Source organism: Runella defluvii, from assembly GCF_014195535.1.
GTDB lineage: Bacteria > Bacteroidota > Bacteroidia > Cytophagales > Spirosomataceae > Runella > Runella defluvii.
Genome location: NZ_JACIBY010000002.1, coordinates 641,417 through 660,129 on the forward strand (window position 1 = coordinate 641,417; position 18,713 = coordinate 660,129).

16 protein-coding genes are annotated in these 18,713 nt (G+C 46.4%); 5 read left to right on the plus strand and 11 right to left on the minus strand.

The window, feature by feature from the left end:
* Positions 1–86: 86 nt before the first annotated feature.
* Positions 87–674, plus strand: a complete 588-nt coding sequence (locus FHS57_RS07505; protein WP_183972237.1) for a hypothetical protein — start codon at positions 87–89, stop codon at positions 672–674.
* 61 nt (positions 675–735) lie between these two features.
* Here the strand turns inward: FHS57_RS07505 and FHS57_RS07510 are convergent, their stop codons facing one another.
* The 6 genes from FHS57_RS07510 to FHS57_RS07535 form a co-directional block, all read right to left on the minus strand.
* Positions 736–4,743: a fibronectin type III domain-containing protein gene (locus tag FHS57_RS07510; RefSeq protein WP_183972238.1), complete on the minus strand. Its 4,008-nt coding sequence runs from the start codon at positions 4,741–4,743 to the stop codon at positions 736–738.
* 222 nt (positions 4,744–4,965) lie between these two features.
* Positions 4,966–6,057, minus strand: a complete 1,092-nt coding sequence (locus tag FHS57_RS07515; RefSeq protein WP_183972239.1) for an acyltransferase family protein — start codon at positions 6,055–6,057, stop codon at positions 4,966–4,968.
* 43 nt (positions 6,058–6,100) lie between these two features.
* A complete protein-coding gene (locus FHS57_RS07520) occupies positions 6,101–7,291 on the minus strand; it encodes a cytochrome-c peroxidase (RefSeq protein WP_183972240.1) in 1,191 nt (396 codons plus the stop codon).
* Between the two features lie 65 nt (positions 7,292–7,356).
* Positions 7,357–7,881 carry a dihydrofolate reductase family protein gene (locus FHS57_RS07525; protein ID WP_028523998.1) on the minus strand — a complete coding sequence of 175 codons (525 nt, stop codon included), beginning with the start codon at positions 7,879–7,881 and terminating at the stop codon, positions 7,357–7,359.
* A gap of 21 nt (positions 7,882–7,902) precedes the next feature.
* Positions 7,903–8,244: an MmcQ/YjbR family DNA-binding protein gene (locus tag FHS57_RS07530; RefSeq protein WP_183972241.1), complete on the minus strand. Its 342-nt coding sequence runs from the start codon at positions 8,242–8,244 to the stop codon at positions 7,903–7,905.
* A gap of 288 nt (positions 8,245–8,532) precedes the next feature.
* On the minus strand, positions 8,533–9,036 hold the full coding sequence (locus tag FHS57_RS07535) for a YdeI/OmpD-associated family protein (protein WP_183972242.1): 504 nt from the start codon (positions 9,034–9,036) through the stop codon (positions 8,533–8,535).
* A gap of 300 nt (positions 9,037–9,336) precedes the next feature.
* Here FHS57_RS07535 and FHS57_RS07540 point away from each other — a divergent pair, with 300 nt between their 5' ends.
* Together FHS57_RS07540 and FHS57_RS07545 are read left to right on the plus strand one after the other, a co-directional pair.
* Positions 9,337–9,690, plus strand: a complete 354-nt coding sequence (locus tag FHS57_RS07540) for a YciI family protein (RefSeq protein ID WP_183972243.1) — start codon at positions 9,337–9,339, stop codon at positions 9,688–9,690.
* A gap of 7 nt (positions 9,691–9,697) precedes the next feature.
* Positions 9,698–10,945 carry an RNA polymerase sigma factor gene (locus tag FHS57_RS07545; protein WP_183972244.1) on the plus strand — a complete coding sequence of 416 codons (1,248 nt, stop codon included), beginning with the start codon at positions 9,698–9,700 and terminating at the stop codon, positions 10,943–10,945.
* 119 nt (positions 10,946–11,064) lie between these two features.
* Here the strand turns inward: FHS57_RS07545 and FHS57_RS07550 are convergent, their stop codons facing one another.
* From FHS57_RS07550 to FHS57_RS07560, 3 genes are read right to left on the minus strand one after another with little or no spacing between them, the layout of a single operon-like run.
* The gene (locus FHS57_RS07550; protein WP_183972245.1) at positions 11,065–11,943 is read right to left on the minus strand and encodes a pirin family protein; all 879 of its coding nucleotides are present in this window, start codon (positions 11,941–11,943) and stop codon (positions 11,065–11,067) included.
* Positions 11,943–12,566 carry an alpha/beta hydrolase gene (locus FHS57_RS07555; RefSeq protein ID WP_183972246.1) on the minus strand — a complete coding sequence of 208 codons (624 nt, stop codon included), beginning with the start codon at positions 12,564–12,566 and terminating at the stop codon, positions 11,943–11,945. Before FHS57_RS07555 ends, FHS57_RS07550 begins: the two co-directional genes overlap by 1 nt.
* A gap of 29 nt (positions 12,567–12,595) precedes the next feature.
* Positions 12,596–13,573, minus strand: coding sequence for a ring-cleaving dioxygenase (locus FHS57_RS07560; RefSeq protein ID WP_122932451.1), 978 nt, complete (start codon positions 13,571–13,573; stop codon positions 12,596–12,598).
* A 210-nt stretch (positions 13,574–13,783) separates the two neighbouring features.
* On the opposite strand from FHS57_RS07560, the gene FHS57_RS07565 reads away from it, so the two are divergent.
* Both FHS57_RS07565 and FHS57_RS07570 read left to right on the plus strand, forming a co-directional pair.
* Positions 13,784–14,740 (plus strand): bifunctional helix-turn-helix transcriptional regulator/GNAT family N-acetyltransferase, encoded by a 957-nt coding sequence (locus tag FHS57_RS07565; protein ID WP_183972247.1) that lies wholly within the window; start codon positions 13,784–13,786, stop codon positions 14,738–14,740.
* 57 nt (positions 14,741–14,797) lie between these two features.
* Complete coding sequence (locus FHS57_RS07570) at positions 14,798–16,546, plus strand: hypothetical protein (RefSeq protein WP_183972248.1); 1,749 nt, start codon at positions 14,798–14,800, stop codon at positions 16,544–16,546.
* Between the two features lie 47 nt (positions 16,547–16,593).
* On the opposite strand, the gene FHS57_RS07575 is transcribed toward FHS57_RS07570, so the two are convergent.
* Together FHS57_RS07575 and FHS57_RS07580 are read right to left on the minus strand one after the other, a co-directional pair.
* Positions 16,594–17,454 (minus strand): inositol oxygenase family protein, encoded by an 861-nt coding sequence (locus tag FHS57_RS07575; RefSeq protein ID WP_183972249.1) that lies wholly within the window; start codon positions 17,452–17,454, stop codon positions 16,594–16,596.
* A gap of 162 nt (positions 17,455–17,616) precedes the next feature.
* Positions 17,617–18,576: a VOC family protein gene (locus FHS57_RS07580; protein ID WP_183972250.1), complete on the minus strand. Its 960-nt coding sequence runs from the start codon at positions 18,574–18,576 to the stop codon at positions 17,617–17,619.
* Positions 18,577–18,713 lie beyond the last annotated feature (137 nt).

Here is an 18,713-nt window from a genome sequence, read left to right on the forward strand (position 1 = left end):
CGTAGCATTAGCCATTTGTTAATTAAAAAAACAAAAATGATTTTTACGAAGAAAATCAATGAAGTGACCTTTTAAAATAGTTAAAAATGAACCAAAAAACAGCCTATTTTTTTGCCATTTTATTTTCTTTCGTATCTATCGTACACGCCCAAAAAGGAAATATTACCTTATCACCGCAGATTTTTGTGCAGCAATTGTCTTCAACTACATATAATAAATTTGGAGTTGCAACATCCATCCATTATAATGTAGGTAACTACGTGGCGATTGGAGGGATAATTATCGCGGATGCGTATATCTCCATTCCAAAAGCAGTTAATTATTATAAGGCTAAGTATTTTACTTTTACATTCATTCCAGAGGTTCAAATTAATTTTTCCAACAAAAAAATTATCCCATTTGTAAAACTACAAGCATTTGACGGTCATTATTATTATATGGTTGCAAACAGCGATAATCCACACATTCCACCTAAACAGCAAAAAATCAGAGAATTTTTTAGAAACTATATTCGTCCTATAAATTTTTCTGCAAGTGTAGGTATGAACTATAAACTGACAGATAGGTTAAAAGGTACAGGGATGATAAATTTTAGAACTACCCAAAGTGGGACATTTTTTAATGAAATAAATGTGGGCTTCGGAATCCAGTATGACCTTCGACACAAAGAATAATTTTATTAGCGCTGCCAAGTTTTTGAAACTTGGCAGCGCTTTTTATTGCTATCCAACGGAGTTACCTCTGAATCAACACTTTTGAGGTTCTGCTTTTTGATTCATTCTGTAATCGAATCAGATAAAACCCAATCTTCTCCGTGCTTAAATCCAAGCTGAAAGAATTTTTCCCCTTTACTGCTTGTTCCTCCCTTTCCTGAAGAACCAACCCACTCAACCCCACTACCTGTACATTTACTTTCTCGGCTTTTTCCGCAATGTAGTCCACATTGACAACACCCGTTGATGGATTCGGAAAAACGCTGAGTGTTTGGCTCAGTTCTTCTTCTTCCTCCAATGCGACTCTCGCTCCCGAAACAGACACGAGGCGAATGTTATCAAAATAGGCGGTGACATTATTAGCGGTGTAGTTTTGGAAATGAATCCGCTTGATTTGGGCGGGGTTTCCTAACTGTGCCAGCGAAACGATGTATTCTGTCCATACATTCGCAGTGGTCGTGAATGTGTAGCCCGAAGCATCGCCCCCTGTATCGGTAGAAGAGGTGTACACCTTGATGGTGGTAGCCGTAGGAGTTCTCACCCAAAACCGCACGGCAGTACTGGCGATGGTATTAACGGTAGTCGATACCTTCCGTAATGATAACCCGCCCCACGCGGTGTAGTCTATTTTGGCCGACTTAGTACCCACTTTTACAGGAGTTGTGTTGCTAAAGTTTCGAGTAGTCGCCCACGACCAATCGTTCCAATCGGTGTTGAGTGTTTCGTCATATATCACAATTGTCGAAGCTCCGCAGGCCGAAGTCGTAGCCGATACCACATTGCTACTACCTGATTGATTGCCCGCGGCATCTTTGGCTTTTACGGTAAAGCTGTAAGTAGTTCCGCAAGCCAAACCCGCGACGGTATAAGTAGTACCCGTCACAGTGCCGTTGAGCAAAGTCGCCCCCTGATATACTTGGTAATTGGCTACACCTACGTTATCGGTCGAACCTGTCCAAGTTAAGGTCAGTCCCGTTTGGGTAATGGCCGATGCCGCTAAGGCCGTTGGGGCAGTAGGTGCTTGCGTATCAGGACAGGTAAGTGTGGTAGGAGTAACTACATTGCTCACTGGAGAGGTATTTCCTGCAGCGTCTTTGGAAGTGACACTGAAATTATACTGTGTATTGCAGTTTAGGCCCGCGACGGTATAAGTAGTACCCGTCACAGTGCCGTTGAGCAAAGTCGTCCCCTGATATACTTGGTAATTGGCTACACCTACGTTATCGGTCGAACCTGTCCAAGTCAACGTCAAACCTGTTTGGCTAATGTTGGAAGTAGCCAAATTGGTGGGTGATGTAGGTGCTTGGGTATCTGTCGCAGCCGTTGTGAGTTGAATGTTGTCAAAATACGCAACGACACTGTTGGAAGAGTTGTTTTGAATATTGATTCTTTTGATGGCAGTGGGGTTTCCCAGTGCCGCCATGGTCACCGTCACTTCTTGCCATTGATTAGCAGTCGTGGTAAAATTATAACTATTACTTGTAACACCACTGTCCTCCGTTTGGGTTTGTACCGTAAAGGCATTCGCACCAGTACTATACACCCAAAACTTAATGGATAAATTAGACGCAGGACTGAATACGGCATTTTTACGTAAAGAAAAACCACTAAAACCCGCAAAAGTAGCTTGTATTGATTTGGCCCCTTGTTGGACAGGGCTCGTAGCGTTAAAATTTGTGGTTGTGCTCCACGACCAATCGGCCCAATTAACATTCAGCGCATCATCATACACAATTTCACCCGTTGAGCAAGCCGATGTGGTAGCAGTGGCCGAGTTGCTTGCTATTGAGCTATTTCCCGCGGCATCCACGGCTTTTACGGTATAGCTATATGACGTCGCGCAACTCAAATTAGTTACGTTGTAAGTAGTCCCTGTAATATTGCTGGCAATCATGGTAGCACCTTGAAACACCTGATAGGACGTTACCCCAACGTTGTCTGTGGCACTTGTCCAAGCCAAGGTCAAACTCGTTGAACCAACGTTTGAGGTAGTCAGATTGGTTGGGGAAGTAGGGGCTTGGGTATCAGGAGTGGACGTGCCCGAATCAAAACGAATATAATCAAAGTAAACAGTTGGACTATTGCCCGAATTATTTTTGATATTGATTCGCTTAATAGCCGACGGATTGCCCAAATTGGCCATTGTCACGGTGTATTCTTGCCATTGGTTGGCGACGGTATTGAGAAACACCGAGTTGCTTTGTGGCCCACTGTCGTCGGGTTGTGTGCTAACATCAAGGCTATTTACGCCAGTACTATACGCCCAAAACTTAATGACAGTATTGGTAGTGGGGGTAATTACGGCGTTTTTACGTACTGAAAAACCGCCGTACCCGCCATATTCTACTTTTATGGAATTGACACCCTCCGCGGCGGTTGGAGTCGTCGTATTAAAATAACGATAGGCACTCCATGACCAATCTTCCCAATTAGCGTTTAGGTTATCATCATAAACGATTTCACCCGTTGGGCAAGCATTTGTGGTAATATTGGCACCATTACTACTTGCTGATACATTTCCCGCCGCATCCACGGCTTTCACCGTAAACAAATAGGGTGTATTACAAGACAACGCCGTTATCGCCAGGCTTGTAGCAGTAGTGGTAGCGGCCAATGTGGTACCTCTAAACACCTGATAATTGGTCACGCCCACGTTGTCAGTAGCGGCCGTCCATGACAGCAAGGTGCTGGTAGTAGAAACATTAGAAGCTGTCAGGTTAGTTGGCGATGTGGGGGCTTGGGTATCGCAAATTGGGGTAGTGATGCTTACGACATTGCTTGCTACGGAGAGATTCCCCGCCGCATCTTTGGCTTTTACGGTAAAAGAATAGCCCGTATTGCAGGCCAGCCCCGAAAGCAACGTCGAATTATTGACAGAAGATGCCAGCAAAGTTGTGCCGTTGTAAATATTGTACCCAGTTACGCCCACATTGTCGGTGGAAGCCGTCCAAGTGAGCGTGGCGGTATTGGAGGTGGTATTTGTGGCAGCCAAATTAAGCGGTGTAGTAGGTGCTTGGGTATCGGGCGGAAGGTTGCCGTAGATAGAAGGAGGACGAACAGAAGTATGCTGAATACTGTTTGGGTCGGTTATGGCAATGGCCTGCCCCCAAGTGTTTGACCAGCTACCAAAATTGCCATTGGTAGTGACATCAAAATTATTGGCACAGCCTCCAGTACCGTCTTGTACAGCCCCCCACGTCCATACCAGCCAGCCTATTTCGTTGGTTTGGCACTGCTGCATCACCCAACTATAAGGAATGGTCGTGCTACAATCCCAACCCGTTTGCTGCGGCCCTTCTCCAATCATAAACGGGATATTATTGGCTACCACGGCATTAAATACGTTGGTAAAACGTGTTTGTAAATTTTGAGTAACCGCGTCTTTCCAGTATGGGTGCAGCGAGAAAATAATATTGTGCTGAGGATCACTTTGCAAGATAGCATTCCACGTGTTCAAAATAGTATTTTCGTTTTGGCCATAGCCAGCGGCATCAATTATAAAAGGCATGGTATAACCCACCCCTCTCAGCTGAGCGACTGCATCTATGTACGCAGTTTGATACTGCGTATCGGTTGTATTGTTATCGCCTGCTTCGTTGGCGATGTTGAGTAAAACCCACTTTTTGTATTTATTCATAGCCGCGATTACATCGGCTCGCTTCCAGTAATTTAAGCACGTTTGTAGGTTATAGATATTGCCCGTAATATCATCTAATTGGACAATCGGAATCATTTTATTGTTGATGCAATTCCCCAACAGGGCATCCAAATCAGTCGCTGAGCCGCCCGTGTTCCACACAATCCGAACGCTATTGGCTCCCGTTTGGGCAATTTGGGGTAAAATACTGACCCCTTGTTTATCCCCAGAGTAAACAAACATTTCATTGACTCCGCGCAAAACTACTTTTTCACCTACTGCCGAATACAAATAACGCCCGTTGACATACATTGTCACGGTAGGTTGGGCATTCACTGTCAGGCTTGCCAACAGGTAGAAGCCAACAATCAAGAAGGCTAAAATTTTCTTCATAAAATTGAGAGTTTAAAATTGAAGAATATCTCCTTTTTCTCAGGAGTTTGAACTTTTCAACACGTGGTTCAAGGTATTGAAAACGAGCCATAAACGCAATAGCATCCAGATTAAAATAGTGTTATTTTGAGTATTCGGTATCGCAAAATAAAAGCCATTAATGAGCATACAATTGGCTTGTGTGCTCATTAATGGCTTTTAGAAATAGCCTATAATTGCCGTTTACACTTTAATAATAATCCCCTTCTTGTACATCACGTACAAAATCACAAACCAGATTGTCAAAAAGGTTAGTGCTCCTGCCAAAGAGGCGTTGTATTCGTTGACAAACCAAACCCCTATCAGGTTTTTCTGCATCCATAATTGCGAACTTATCGGCCCGTCGGGAGTTTCAATTTTTATTAGTGCCAACGTCCGAGGAATGATACCCGACAAGAAAAAAACCGTAATGGCATTCACGCCAAAAGCGACCACAGGTGTCGTCCACTTACGATACCCTTGAACGTCGATGAGCCAATAGCACAGCGCCAACCCCACCATTGCCCAGCCTCCCGCGTACAACACGTACGAACTTGTCCACAACGATTTATTGATTGGGAAAAACAAGTCCGCTATGAGTCCTGTAACAACCAATCCATTCCCAGCGGCAAACAACCACGCAATTCGCTCGGCCACAGGCTTGTCGGTACGCAGCCATTGCCCCGTCAATACCCCCAGTAGTCCCGTCCCGACGGCTGGAATGGTGCTAAAAATTCCTTCGGGGTCCCACACTTTGGCGGCTTTCCACAAGTGATTGGTACCCAAAACAGTCCGATCCACCCAAGCGCCTAAGTTCGTTTCGGGTTCTAAATTCGCATAGCCAACTCCAGGGACAGGCACGAACGTCATCAGCACGTAATAAGCCAACAGCACCAACGCCAGCAGCCCTATTTGGGTCTTGCGGGTTGTTTTTATATAAAGAAGCGAGCAGACAAAATACACAATAGCGATGCGTTGGAGCACCCCAGGAATTCGAACCGTTTCAAAATTAAACTTTGGATACAAGCTCAAAAAAAGTCCCAAGCCAAACAGGGTCGCGCTTCGCCGTGCAATTTTCAGTACCGTGGGCGGGTTTTTCCCCATTGCAAACGCAATAGAAACGCCAACAATGAACAAAAAGAAAGGGAATACAAGGTCGGTGGGCGTGCAGCCGTTCCAGTGGGCATGGAGCAAGGGAGCATAGACGTGCCCCCAATCGCCTGGATTATTTACCAAAATCATGGCAGCCACGGTCAGGCCGCGAAACACGTCTAACGAGAGTAATCGGTTTTGCATAGGGTTGGTCAATGAAGGATTTTACCTACGCAAGATAGCCGTTTCAGTTGAGATTCCCAGCCACTTTAAGCCCACTTGGTACGCGTTTGGGAATGCTACGGTCAAAGCCTTCGTCGTTGAGGGTATTCAGAAATTCTACTATGTTTGAAATGTCTTTGAAGCTGACTTTCAATGAATTTAGCAATGGGTCAAGCTGCGCTTTAGTCACGTTGGGGTTACGAATTTTGTCACCCGACAAGTCTTCATAAAACTCCAAAACGTGTTCGAGAGTACGGAGTTTTCCGCTGTGCATGTAGGGAGCGGTGTAGCGTAAGTTTCGTAAGGTGGGCGTTCTAAAACGGTAACGATTGTCCACTCCTGCATCCGTTTCGGGGAGTTTTTCGTTGTCAGGCACTCCCAGCGTATGCAATTGATAATCAGACAACATGGGGCCATTGTGGCACTTGGCACAGCCCGATTTCAGAAACGCTTGCATCCCATCGCGTTCATTGATAGAAAGCGCGGTATTGTCGCCGCGCATGTATTGGTCAAAGCGAGAATTGCCCCCAACGAGCGTTCGTTCGTAAGCCGCAATCGCTTGTCCGAGGGTACGGTTTGTGATGGAATCTTTAGAACCAAACGCTTTTTGGAACAACAAACGGTATTCCGCATTGGCAAGGAGGCGTTTAATTACACTATCCAACGCCGCTTCTTTGGGATAACGATGTCCCCGCATTTCTTCCAACGACTTGATCGGTTCGAGCGCTTGCGCTTCTAACCCTTTTGCCCGCAAGTCCCAAAACATGGGCGCGATACTCGCCTCAACGCGGCCATTTTCGCGAATACCGTTGAAAGCGGCGTTGAGAACCGTTTGTGAATTTCGTTTGACAAAAGGAATGTCGTTGGGCATCCGAAAAGTGCGTTTGCTTCCCAGGCCGTGGCCATTGACTCCAATGGAAATTTCCAAACTTTCGGCAAATCCAAACTCTGGCTGATGGCAGGTGGCACAGGCTACGTCTTTGTGTCCCGACAAAATAGGGTCAAAAAACAGCAATCGCCCCAAAGCAACTTTTTCGGGAGTGGTGGGATTGTCGGCGGGGGTAGGCACACGCTTAGGCAAAGCCGCTAGTCGTGTGCTATCGTCTGGCTCTTCCCTTTTTTGGGTATCAGTTTGCGTTTGGTCATGCGTTGCACAGCTTAGGGCTATCGCCCAAAGCCCCAGCAGCAAGCCTTTCCAAAGTTGTCGTAGTATCATGTGAGCAAAACTACTATTTCTATCTTTAGAAAGGTATGACCTTCGTCAAACCTAATGGATTGACATTAGTCCCAACTCATTTTATAACGAAGCGACACTAAGCCACTTTCATATACTTTAGAATCGACGAGGGTCAACCATTTACGTTCTTTCAACTCTTTGAATAGCGGTTTTCCAGCGCCCAATACAATGGGGTGAATGGAAAGCCAAACTTCGTCCACCAACCCCAAGTTCATGAGGCTACTGGCCAGTTCTGCTCCGCCAAAAAGCCATATATCTTTTCCAGGTAGCGATTTGATGGTACGTACTTGCCGTTCGATGTCGCCTTTGATAAGTTTTTTGCGTTCGAGTTTGAAGTCAGGCAACGTATTCGAGAACACGTATTCGGTTACTTTAGGCATCCAAGCGGTTTCACCTTCGTTGGTCAACGCCATTTGGTACGTTTTACGACCCACAAACACCGCATCAATCCGTTTAAAAAATTCATTCAGTCCATAGTCCTGGTCTGTAAAGCACCAATCGTACTCTCCGTTGGGGCCTTCGATATACCCATCCAAACTCATGGCAAGACCTAAAATAACTTTTCTCATATCGTCAGGGTTTTTACTGCTTTACTGAGTGGGTTTTTCCACTCGTTTCTTTGTTTTCATTGCTACTATATTTTCATAGGAGGTGTTCACTCCTTCTACAAAAGCGGTCAGTCTTACTTTGTCCAAACTCACGTGTGTCCATCCAAGCTGCCCCCATTTATTAGGCACGGGATAAAAGGCATCGTCTTCGCAAAACATTGTTTGCTGTTCAGGAGTAAACTTCAACGTCACCCATTTGTTTTCGATATTGAAAGTCGCAAAAATCTTCCCTTTGATTTTATACGCAGGTTTGTCAAAGTGCGCTTCTTCTTTTGCATTTGGCATGTTGACCAATACCTCATACGCTTTTTCTACATCTATCATTTTATCAACTTTCGGGAAGTTCTATTATCGCTCTGCCAACTTCCCGAAAGTTCATTGTCCTAATATCAACTTTCGGGAAGTTCCATTATCGCTACCAACCTTCCCGAAAGTTAGTTGCCCTATATCAACTTTCGGGAAGTTCTATTATCGCTCTGCCAACCTTCCCGAAAGTTCATTGTCCAATATCAACTTTCGGGAAGTGCCATTATCACTACTAACCTTCCCGAAAGTTCATTGTCCTATATCAACTTTCGGGAAGTTCTATTATCGCTGCCAACTTCCCGAAAGTTAGTTGTCGCGAAAATAACGCAGGGTTTGCCCATAATCCAAACCCATCGCCATTCCTCTCACGGCCATCGTAATCCGTTTTGTTTTTGTTTCAATGGTTTTTGCCGATTCTATCCACTTTGTGTAATAGTTTTGGTGACCAAGCGGCAATTTGTTGAAATACGCCAACGCCTTGGGCTCATCTTCCAAACAAGCCAGCAAATCAGCCGATTGCGGCAACTCATCCGTATCAACCTCCAGTTGCACGCTCACCACAGCCCCTTCTTTTTTACGCAAGCCACGACGCATTTCTGCATTGATTGGGATAATAAATCCTCCGTCGCCCATCGGTAGCATCGCCACGAGTTTGATGGCAAAATCGTCCAACTTTCCCTTAACACGGTACGACGCTTTTACGTTTGGGTTTAACGCATGGGCTATTTCGGGCAGAATTTCGATGTACGTCCAGCCCGTTTTTTCTCCTTTTTTGTCAAACTTGCGTAGTTCTGCGGTAAATGCAACCATTGTTTTTCGTATTTCGAGACATTTTTCAAGACTTTCCAAGTTTGTTCTTCATCGTAAGTCGAAACCTGGAAAGTTTTTTTCAAGACTTGCCAAGTTTGTTTTACATCGTAGGTCGAAACTTGGAAAGTCTGAGATGACACAACAAATTTAGTATCCTCCACTGACAACCCTATGTCAGTATTGTGAATCAATTTTCAAAAATATATAAATTTTTTTTGTCACTTGTGTCCAGTTTCCATCTGACCGTTCGTCATTCGTACAAATTCAATTATTTCGTATCACTAAAACACATTTACGACCATGAACAAGTACCTATTTTCATTCTGGAACGCGATCCCTGCGGAAGATGCTTTTGCCAACCTTTCTCCTGAAGACATCCAAGCCGAAATTCAAAAATGGAACAACTGGATTGGTGGCATTGCCGCCCAAGGCAAGATGATTGCCACTGAAGCACTTTATCCAACGGGCAAAACGGTTTCGGGCTCAAACCATGTCATTACCGACGGGCCATTTACGGAAGGAAAAGAAATCATTGGGGGCTTTATGCTCCTTACGGCCGATAGCATCGACGAGGCCGTTGAGTTGTCGAAAGGCTGCCCTATTTATGAATCGGAAGGGCGCGTGGAAGTTCGTCAAATCCAAAGCTTTGCGTAATTTCTGAATGACAGAGGTTCACCAACTGGCGGAGCATCTTTTTCGGCACGAGTCGGGAAAGATGCTCGCCGTCCTGACGCGTTTGTTTGGTTTTCCCAATTACGACACCGCCCGCGATGTCGTGCAAGATACCCTATTGGCAGCCATGCAACACTGGAAAGTTCACGGTATTCCCGACAACCCCACGGGCTGGTTGTACGCAACGGCCAAAAACAAGGTGCTTGACCGCCTCCGTCGCGAACGCCTGCACGACGAACTCAGTGTGCATTTATCTCATCAACTTCAATCGGAACAAGCCATGCAGCAGCACATCGACCAGCTTTTTTTGGAGCACGAAATCGAGGACAGTCAGCTTCGAATGATGTTTGCTTGCTGTCATCCTAGCTTACCTCCCGAAGCGCAAATCACGCTCATTCTAAGAACATTATGCGGTCTGAGCATTCCCGAAATCGCCAAAGCCTTTTTATCGAACGACGAAACCATCAACAAACGGCTGTATCGGGTCAAAGACAAAATTCGTAGTACGCCCATTGAGCTGGAAGTTCCAACTGGCAACGAGCTTCTTCCGCGTTTGGACGCCATTTTAAAGGCCATTTATTTGCTTTTCAACGAAGGTTATACTTCTCAATCGCCCGACCTGCTCATCCGAAAAGACCTGTGCGAAGAAGCGCTGCGTTTGGGGACATTGTTGTACCAACACCGTTACACGGCTTTGCCCAAAACGGCGGCTTTGTTGTCGCTGATGTATTTTCAAGCCTCCCGCTTTGAGGCGCGCCAAGATGAAGAAGGAAATATTGTGCTGTTGGCGCACCAAAATCGCCAAAAATGGCATCCTCAGCTTATTAAACAGGGTATTTATTACCTCGATGAAGCCTCGCGCGGCGATGAAATCAGTTCGTATCACCTCGAAGCGGCCATTGCCAGCTACCACGCCCGCGCCGAGACGTTTGAAAAAACCAACTGGCAAGCCATTACGTATTTGTATCGGTTGCTGGAACAAATCAATCCCAGCAGTATGGTGCAGTTTAACAAGGCCATCGCCATTGGTTTTGCCGACGGCCCGCAGCGCGGTATTGATGCCTTATTGCCCCTGACAAATTTGGCCAAAAACCAGTACTACCAAGTAGCTTTGGGTGATTTTTACGCCCAACTCTCCCAAAAAGCCACCGCCAAAGCCCATTACGAAACGGCCATCCAACTCACGACCTCGAAAGCTGAATGGCAGTTGATTTGGAAAAAGATAGAAGCACTGTGAGCCGCAGTGAGCGGGGTTGCTCACAACCTCGCTTATACGCGGTTGTCGTCGGGGTATGAGTACCCCGACGCACGTTATCGCTTGTGAGCGGGGTTGCTCACAACCCCGACGCACGCACATTAATAATCCACAGGCTCTAAAAAGCCCATTTTGCCCGATTGGTAATCTTGCAAGGTCTGCATGATTTCGGCTTGGGTATTCATCACAAACGGGCCGTAACTTACAATCGGCTCGTTGATGGGTTCGCCTCCTAAAATCAATAAACGAGTTTCATCACCCTGTGCCGTGACGGTCACCCACTCGCCTTTTTGACTCAATTTGGCAATGTTTTTTGCAGGAAGTTGTTTTTCGTTATTGAAACTCGCACTTCCCCGCGCTACGTGTACGGCTACGTTGAAACCTTCGGGCAATTGGAGGTCAAATTCGGTGTTTCCTTTCACAATTACCTCCACCAAAAGAACGGGCGAATAGGTCAATGCAGGACCTTTTACCCCCGCTATTTCCCCCGAAATCACCCGCAACTGCGTTTGGTCGTTGAGCTGCACCGTTGGGATTTGTGCCGAAGTGAGTTCTTGATAACGCGGCTTTTCCATTTTGTGAGCGCGCGGCAGGTTGACCCACAATTGTACAAAATCAAGCACACCGCCTTGACGCGAGAAATTGATTTCGTGTTTTTCTTCGTGTACCAACCCCGAAGCCGCCGACATCCACTGCACGTCTCCCGCAAAAATAACCCCTTTATTTCCTGCAGAATCGCGGTGCTGCAATGCCCCGTCAAACACCACCGTTACGGTTTCAATACCACGGTGTGGGTGTTCGTCCACTCCTTTTGGTACAGGTGACGGTTTCACCTGCATAGGCCCGTGGTGGTCAAGCATCAAAAAAGGGCTAAAATCGTTGAAACGCTGCGAAGGAATCATGCTTTGTCCCACAAAACCGTCGCCTACTTGCTGCGGGCGGCCTACCCACGTATAGTCGATACTTTTGAATGATTTCATTATTTAGTCGTTAAAATGTGATTGATGTGGTCAATTTCGTCCTGAAAAATACTATGCGGTGCGTTGGGGTAAATTCTTTCGGTAACAGTCGCACCCAACGTCCGAAACACTTCGCTGCTGTCTTGTGCGCGGTCTTTGGGAACGTGCGCATCCACGTCCGAACAGCCCAAGAAAATCGGTGTTCCTGCAAAATTTCCCGTGTAGCGTTCGATTTTTACGCTGTCTCCAATGACACCGCCGCTCAAAATAAACACGCCCCCAAAAGGCTGTGCATGACGGGCAACAAACTCCGAGGTCAAACAAGCTCCTTGCGAAAAGCCCAAGAAATACACGTTTTCCGACGAAATACCCGCCGCTTTTACCGTATCAAGCAATTCTTTCAACACGGCCAACCCCGACGACAAACCAGGTTCGTTTTGGGCTTCTGGCGCCAAAAAACTGTACGGATACCACGTATTTCCCGTCGCTTGGGGGGCAGCCAGTGCAAAACCATCGACGGCCAATTCGGCCGCAAGGCTCAAAATACTCTGAGCGCTTGCGCCCCGACCGTGGGTCATAATGAGTACGCGTTTGGCTTGGTCAAGGGGTACACCCGCCCAAACCGTATTTTTTATCGTGTGCATGTTAGTTGTCAGTTAATGTTAGGGTGAGGTTACTCAATCCCGTATTTTTTATAAACCGCTTCGATTGAAATAGGTTGCAACAACTGCTCAATTTTCTCGCGATTGCGTTCTTGCCAAGGGGGAAGTTTTAAGGCTTGACCCAATTTAGCTTTTTCTTCGTCCAACAAAAAGCCTGGAGGCGTGGTAGCTACTTCAAACAATACTCCACCTGGTTCGCGGAAGTAAATCGAATGAAAATACTGACGGTCAAGCACGTTGGTAGGCATAAATCCAGCCGACATCACGGCTTCTCTCACTTCCAACTGCGAAGCGTCGGTAGGCGTATCAAACGCAATGTGGTGAACAGTCCCTGCCCCGCCAAGTCCCCAGCGGTTGTTGCTATCCCAAACGATGTCCACGTACTGACCTGCTCCTGTGTTGCCTTTGGCCGCGTAACGACGTCTTGGGCCTGATTCCGCAATAAACTCGTAATTGAGCGAGTTGGCCAACAAAGCCTCGGTGCGTTCGTAACTCGTTTCCCAAAGTTCTACGCCCCAAAATCCACGAATCGAATACTCAAGCGGAATATGACCGTAGGTAAATCCTTGGCGGAAATCTGTATCGTTGGCAATCAACTCTAAACCTAAACCATCGGGGTCTTCAAAATACACCACTACTTCGTTGAAGCGTTGTTGGGGTGCTTTGTAAAGAATCCCGTATTGGTCAAAACGTTTCAACCAATAATCGAGGGCAGCAGTCGGAATCGAAAAGGCGGTGGTAGCGGCTTGGCCTTTTCCGTGGCGGCCTTTTTGAGACCCAGCCCCGAACGGGAAGAAGGTCAAAATACTACCTGCGTTGCCTGTTTCGTCGCCGTAGTAAAAGTGATATACGTCGGGCGCGTCAAAATTGACCGTTTTTTTCACCAAACGTAATCCCAAAAGACCTACGTAAAAATCAACATTTTGTTGAGGGTCAGCGGCAATGGCTGTTACGTGGTGTATTCCTTTTATTAATTGTGTCGTTTCCATGTTCTTAGTTGTTTATTGTTATTCGGGTTGTTTTTGATGCTACAAAGGTCATGCAAAACCCCACGCCGTTCAATGGCGAAACACAGGAATACGTTGTCAAAATCAAGGAAGCTGTTTTTTTCTCAAAATTCTGCTCAACGCTTGCGTTTATTTTTGTAATTTATTTTATTTACGTAATTAATTACGTAATTATTTAAACACAACAGTTGCATGGATTTTTATCGTACCTTAGGCTACGTAGCGCTTGGGAGCTACATGCGCCGCCTCGGAGAAGTGAGCCTACAAGCATCGGCCCAAGTGTATCAGATGTACGGCATGGAAATGGAGGTTAAATGGTTTCCCGTTTTTTTGTCAGTAGCGCAAAACGAGGCCGAAACGGTTTCTAAAATTGCCGAATACATCGGTCAATCGCACGTTGGGGTCAGTTTGATGGTCAAAGAAATGACCAAAGCAGGTTTGTTTGAAACCCAAAAAGGCCCAACCGATAAGCGTGAAACGCTCGTAAAACTCACCGAAAAAGGGCAAGAAATGAACCTTCGCATGAACGAACTGCTGGAGGATTTGCAGGATACGATGAATGAAGTGCGCAACGAATGCGAAACTGACGTGCTGCGGTCGTTGATGGAATACGAACAAGTCATTTTGAAAAAACCGTTACCCGAACGCATCAAGGCTCGCTTAAAACAGCGCGAACGCAATAAAGTAACAATTGTGCCCTTCGACCCCACCAACGAACGCCACCGCGAAGGGTTTAAACGCATTAATTACGAATGGATTGAGCGCTATTTTAAAGTAGAACCCCTCGACATGGAGTCGCTCGAACATCCAGAGAAATTCTACATCCAAAAAGGCGGCATCGTGCTATTGGCCGAGTACCAAGGGCAAATTGTGGGTACATCGGCCCTTAAACCCATGACCGACGATTGCATGGAATTGTCTAAAATGGGCGTGGACAACAACGCCAAAGGTTTGGGCATTGGTGAATTATTGGGGCAGTCTATCATCGACGAAGCGCACCGCATGGGTTTAAAACGCTTGTATTTGGAAACCAATTCGCGCCTGCTTCCCGCCCTCAACCTTTACCAAAAATTAGGCTTCAAAACCGTCAAAGACTTCAGCTCGCCCTACTCCCGCGCCGACGTGGCGATGGAGCTGTGGCTGGGGTAAAATTGTTGCCGTTGGCGCTTTTGTACTTAGTCAATACAAGATTCTCGTACAAGCTCCATGAACCGTAAGACATTTATAAAACAGCTTTCCGTGGTGGGATGCGCCGTCCCTTTTCTGCAAAATTCGCCTTTTTTGAAGCACGCTTCGGAAGACGATTTTTACAAAAAAGTGGTAGAAGCCAATGCGAAAGAACTCGCCAGACTTACGCTTGCTCTAAGCCAACCCATCAAACAACTTCGGCGGAGTTTAGGGTTTGACTTGGCCAATTTGTCAGCGGGGTACGTCGAGCCTACTTCTCGTTATTTTCGTCAACCAGAGGTGCTAGGAATGATGGAAAAAATCATGTCCTTTTTGGAGAAAGAACAAAAACCCGACGGTACGCTCGACTTTGGGAATCTTTCGTCGCCGCCCGATACGGCTTTTATCATTGACCCACTTTGTGCGGCGGCCCGTATTATCAAAAATGAGCCCTCACTCCAGTCGATTTTTGGACAGCTGCAACGTTTTATTCAAAAAGCCTGTGGGCAGCTAACCGTCGGTGGGGTGCATACGCCCAACCACCGCTGGGTAGTAAGTGCCGCCCTCGCCAAAGCCAACAGTTTGTTTCCCAACCCTGCGTATGTCAATCGGATGAACGAATGGCTTTCGGAAGTAGTGTTTCAGGACAAAGATGGGGTTTATCTCGAACGCAGCGTTACGTACGCCGAAGTGGTCAACCGCTCGTTGATTTTTATGGCACACTACGGCGGCAAAACCCAACTGCTCGAAAAGGTGAAGAAAAACCTCACTTGGCTTTATTACTGCATGGAGCCCAACGGCGACATGGTAACGGTACAGTCGCGCCGCCAAGACGCTTTTATGCTACGCCTCATCACCGAGTTTTATGTGCACTATCGGTACATGGCGATTCAGCAAAATGACCCGCTTTTTGGTGCTATGGTACAGTTTATTGAGACAATGCCCAATTTTCAAGAAACGGTGGAGAAAGATTTGCTCTACTATATGCTTGAAAATCCGCTGTTGAAGAAAACTCCTACCAACGGCTCTTTGCCTTTGGTTTACGAGAAAAAATTTGACGGAATTTCCCTCTTGCGCAAACGCAAAAACAGCGAAAGTCTTTACCTCTTTGCGGGAGCCGATTGGCCGATTCAAGTAGCTTCAGGACGCTCGACCAACCCCAACTTTTTTGCCTATCGCAAAGGCCAAGCCATCCTGAAACACATTCGGCTTTCTACGTCTTTTTTCAGTACAGGTTATTTTCGGGGAAAAGGAATTGAAAAAACGGCGAAAGGGTATCGAATTGGGCAAACGATTGAAGCGCCTTATTACCAGCCTTTGCCCAATAAATACAAAAAAGCCGACGGCGATTACCAGTTATCCCAAAGTACCGATGGCCGTTTTTGGAACAAAATGGACTTTGAACATCGCCCCGTTAGCAACGTCCAAACCCTAAAAACAGAGATTGTTTACGAAGAAAAAGACCAAAAACAACTCCTCCACTTGATCGTAAACGGGCCAGAAGGCGTGCGGGTAGTGGTGGAACTGTGTTTTCACGAACAAGGGGAATTAGCGCGTTGTGTTCCTTCATCTGCCAACCCTACCGACCACTTTTTACCCGAAGGTTACGGCCAATTTAAAGCAGGAAACGACACCATCACGTTTGGTCCTGGCGTCAAAAAACACGAATCCATCCGAGGTTTAGAGGGCGAGTTGTATAGTACGCATTTTGGAACACTCCGTACCAACGGGCGCTACGTATTCCTAACGTCCATTTGTCCGTTTCAGCACACACTCGAAATTTACTGATACAAAAAAGGCTGCTTTCGTTGGAAAGCAGCCCTCAAATACCTGTATTAGAACTTCAACGTACTTGGTAAATATTTGGCTACCAAGTCTTCGTAGTATGGTTTCAACTCTTGTACGTTTGGCGGATAAGGCACTTTTGAGTACAAATCGTACGGATTAAATTTGTTTACCCACTCAAACATTTTGTGGTCGTGCTTACTCATCAAGTGGTCGTAAGCGCCCTCACGGTGCTGTGAGTAAAACGAGTGATAACGGAGCATGTACAATCCTTCTTCAGGAATGTAGTTTTTCATGATTTGATAGATGTACTCATCGTGTCCCCAGCTCAGTTTTACGTTGTCCAAACCGCAATTTGGCTCATAAATACCATATTTTGTATTAAAACGTGCGTCTGTGCTGTCGGGATTCAAATCAAAAAACTCAGGATAAACGATGCGATCTGAGTGTTTGCAACCCACAGGGAAAGTATCACCAACCACCGCCCATTGTGGCTCACCAAAAAGGCAAAGAACTTTACCCAAATCGTGCAAAAAGCCCGTCAAAACAAACCAATCAGGGTGACCATCTTGGCGAATTGCTTCTGACGTTTGGAGCAAGTGTTGAAGCTGATCCAAATCAGTGTCAGGATCCGAGTCGTCCACCAAGGTATTCAAAAACGCAACGGCATCCCAAATAGACATTTCGCGTTTGTTGAACGCCAAAAATTCGCGCTCTTTTTCCACCACAAAATCGTAGGTTTGATAGGTGTGGTTCAAACGATAGAACTCTCTAACGGTATTTACCCGCTCAGAATCTTCATAGTTACGATAATCATCCTTGGCTTTTGTGCCAGGTTCGGGGTAGCGTTCGAGTACGTCGTCTTCCCAATCTTCCAGGCTTTGAAGCGGTGTTGGATTTACATTTTCCATTTTTATGTTGTTAAGAATATTTGATGCGACATGACGAACCAATGGGTTCTTTCATTGCAAGTATAAAATATAATTTTTCTACAAAATAATGGCACTGAGTTATTTTTCAATGCAAACGTTTGTAATTATTTAAAATAAATGTGCGCCCAGCCCAAGACCATGCTACGCCCCTTGAATAACGGGCAAAACAGCCTCAATCGCCGCGCGGTTTGCTTCTTTGTCGTCGGGCAGCATGAGGTGTGTCCCTAGTTCTTCTTCCGACTCATCCACCGCAAATCCTGGCGGAATGGTGGCCACCTCAAACAGCTGATGCGAAGGCACGCGGAAGTAAATCGAACGGAAATATTTGCGGTCGCGAACTTCGGTCACTTGCATTCCCAACTCCTCCACCAACCGATGACGCAAAGCCAATAACGCTTCAAACGTTTCGACTTTCCAAGCCACGTGGTGAACTGTACCCAAGCCGTTTTTGCCGCGTGGTGCATCGGCCGCTGCCCGAACAATCTCAAGGCAACTCCCCGCCCCTCCTTCGTTGACTTTCAAGCGAATACGCTCGCCTTCCTGCCCGATTTCGGCCATGTTCATTTCGGAAGTCAAAAACGCGCGAAGGACGTCCCAATCGCTCGCCGCCACCCACAACGTCACGTGGTGAATGCCTCGAATCCCTACCTCAGCCGACACCTCGTCCGTGACGTAAGGAGTGCGGGTATCCGAATCGTCGGCAATGAGTTCCAACTGCAAGCCCGACGGGTCGCGAAACCAACGCACCTCTTGCCCAAACCGCTGCGAAGCAGTAACGGCAAAGCCATTTTCGACCAACCGTTCCGACCAAAATGCCAATGCCGTACTTGGCACCGAAAAAGCGGTGGAAATAATCAAACCCGTTCCTTCTTCACCCGCCCGCACGCCTTGGCCTTTGTACGGAAAAGTGGTAAAAACGGTACCAGGCGTACCTACTTGGTCGGCGTAGTAAAAGTGATACACCGAATTATTATCAAAATTGACGGTCTTTTTGACCAACCGAAGTCCAAGGATTTTGGTATAAAAATCATAGTCTTCCTGCGCGTCGTTGACCGTCGCTGTGACGTGGTGAAGTCCTTTGAGTAATTGCTGTGTGTTCATAAGAAAATGGGGGTTAAAAAACCTCCCGAAAGTTCTGAAACTTTGTTGTGCGACATAAATTTGAGTACAAGTTATAACATTTAGTTAAGTACATTTTTCGTTCTTTGAAAATACGGTCATGCTAAGGATTCTCTCAT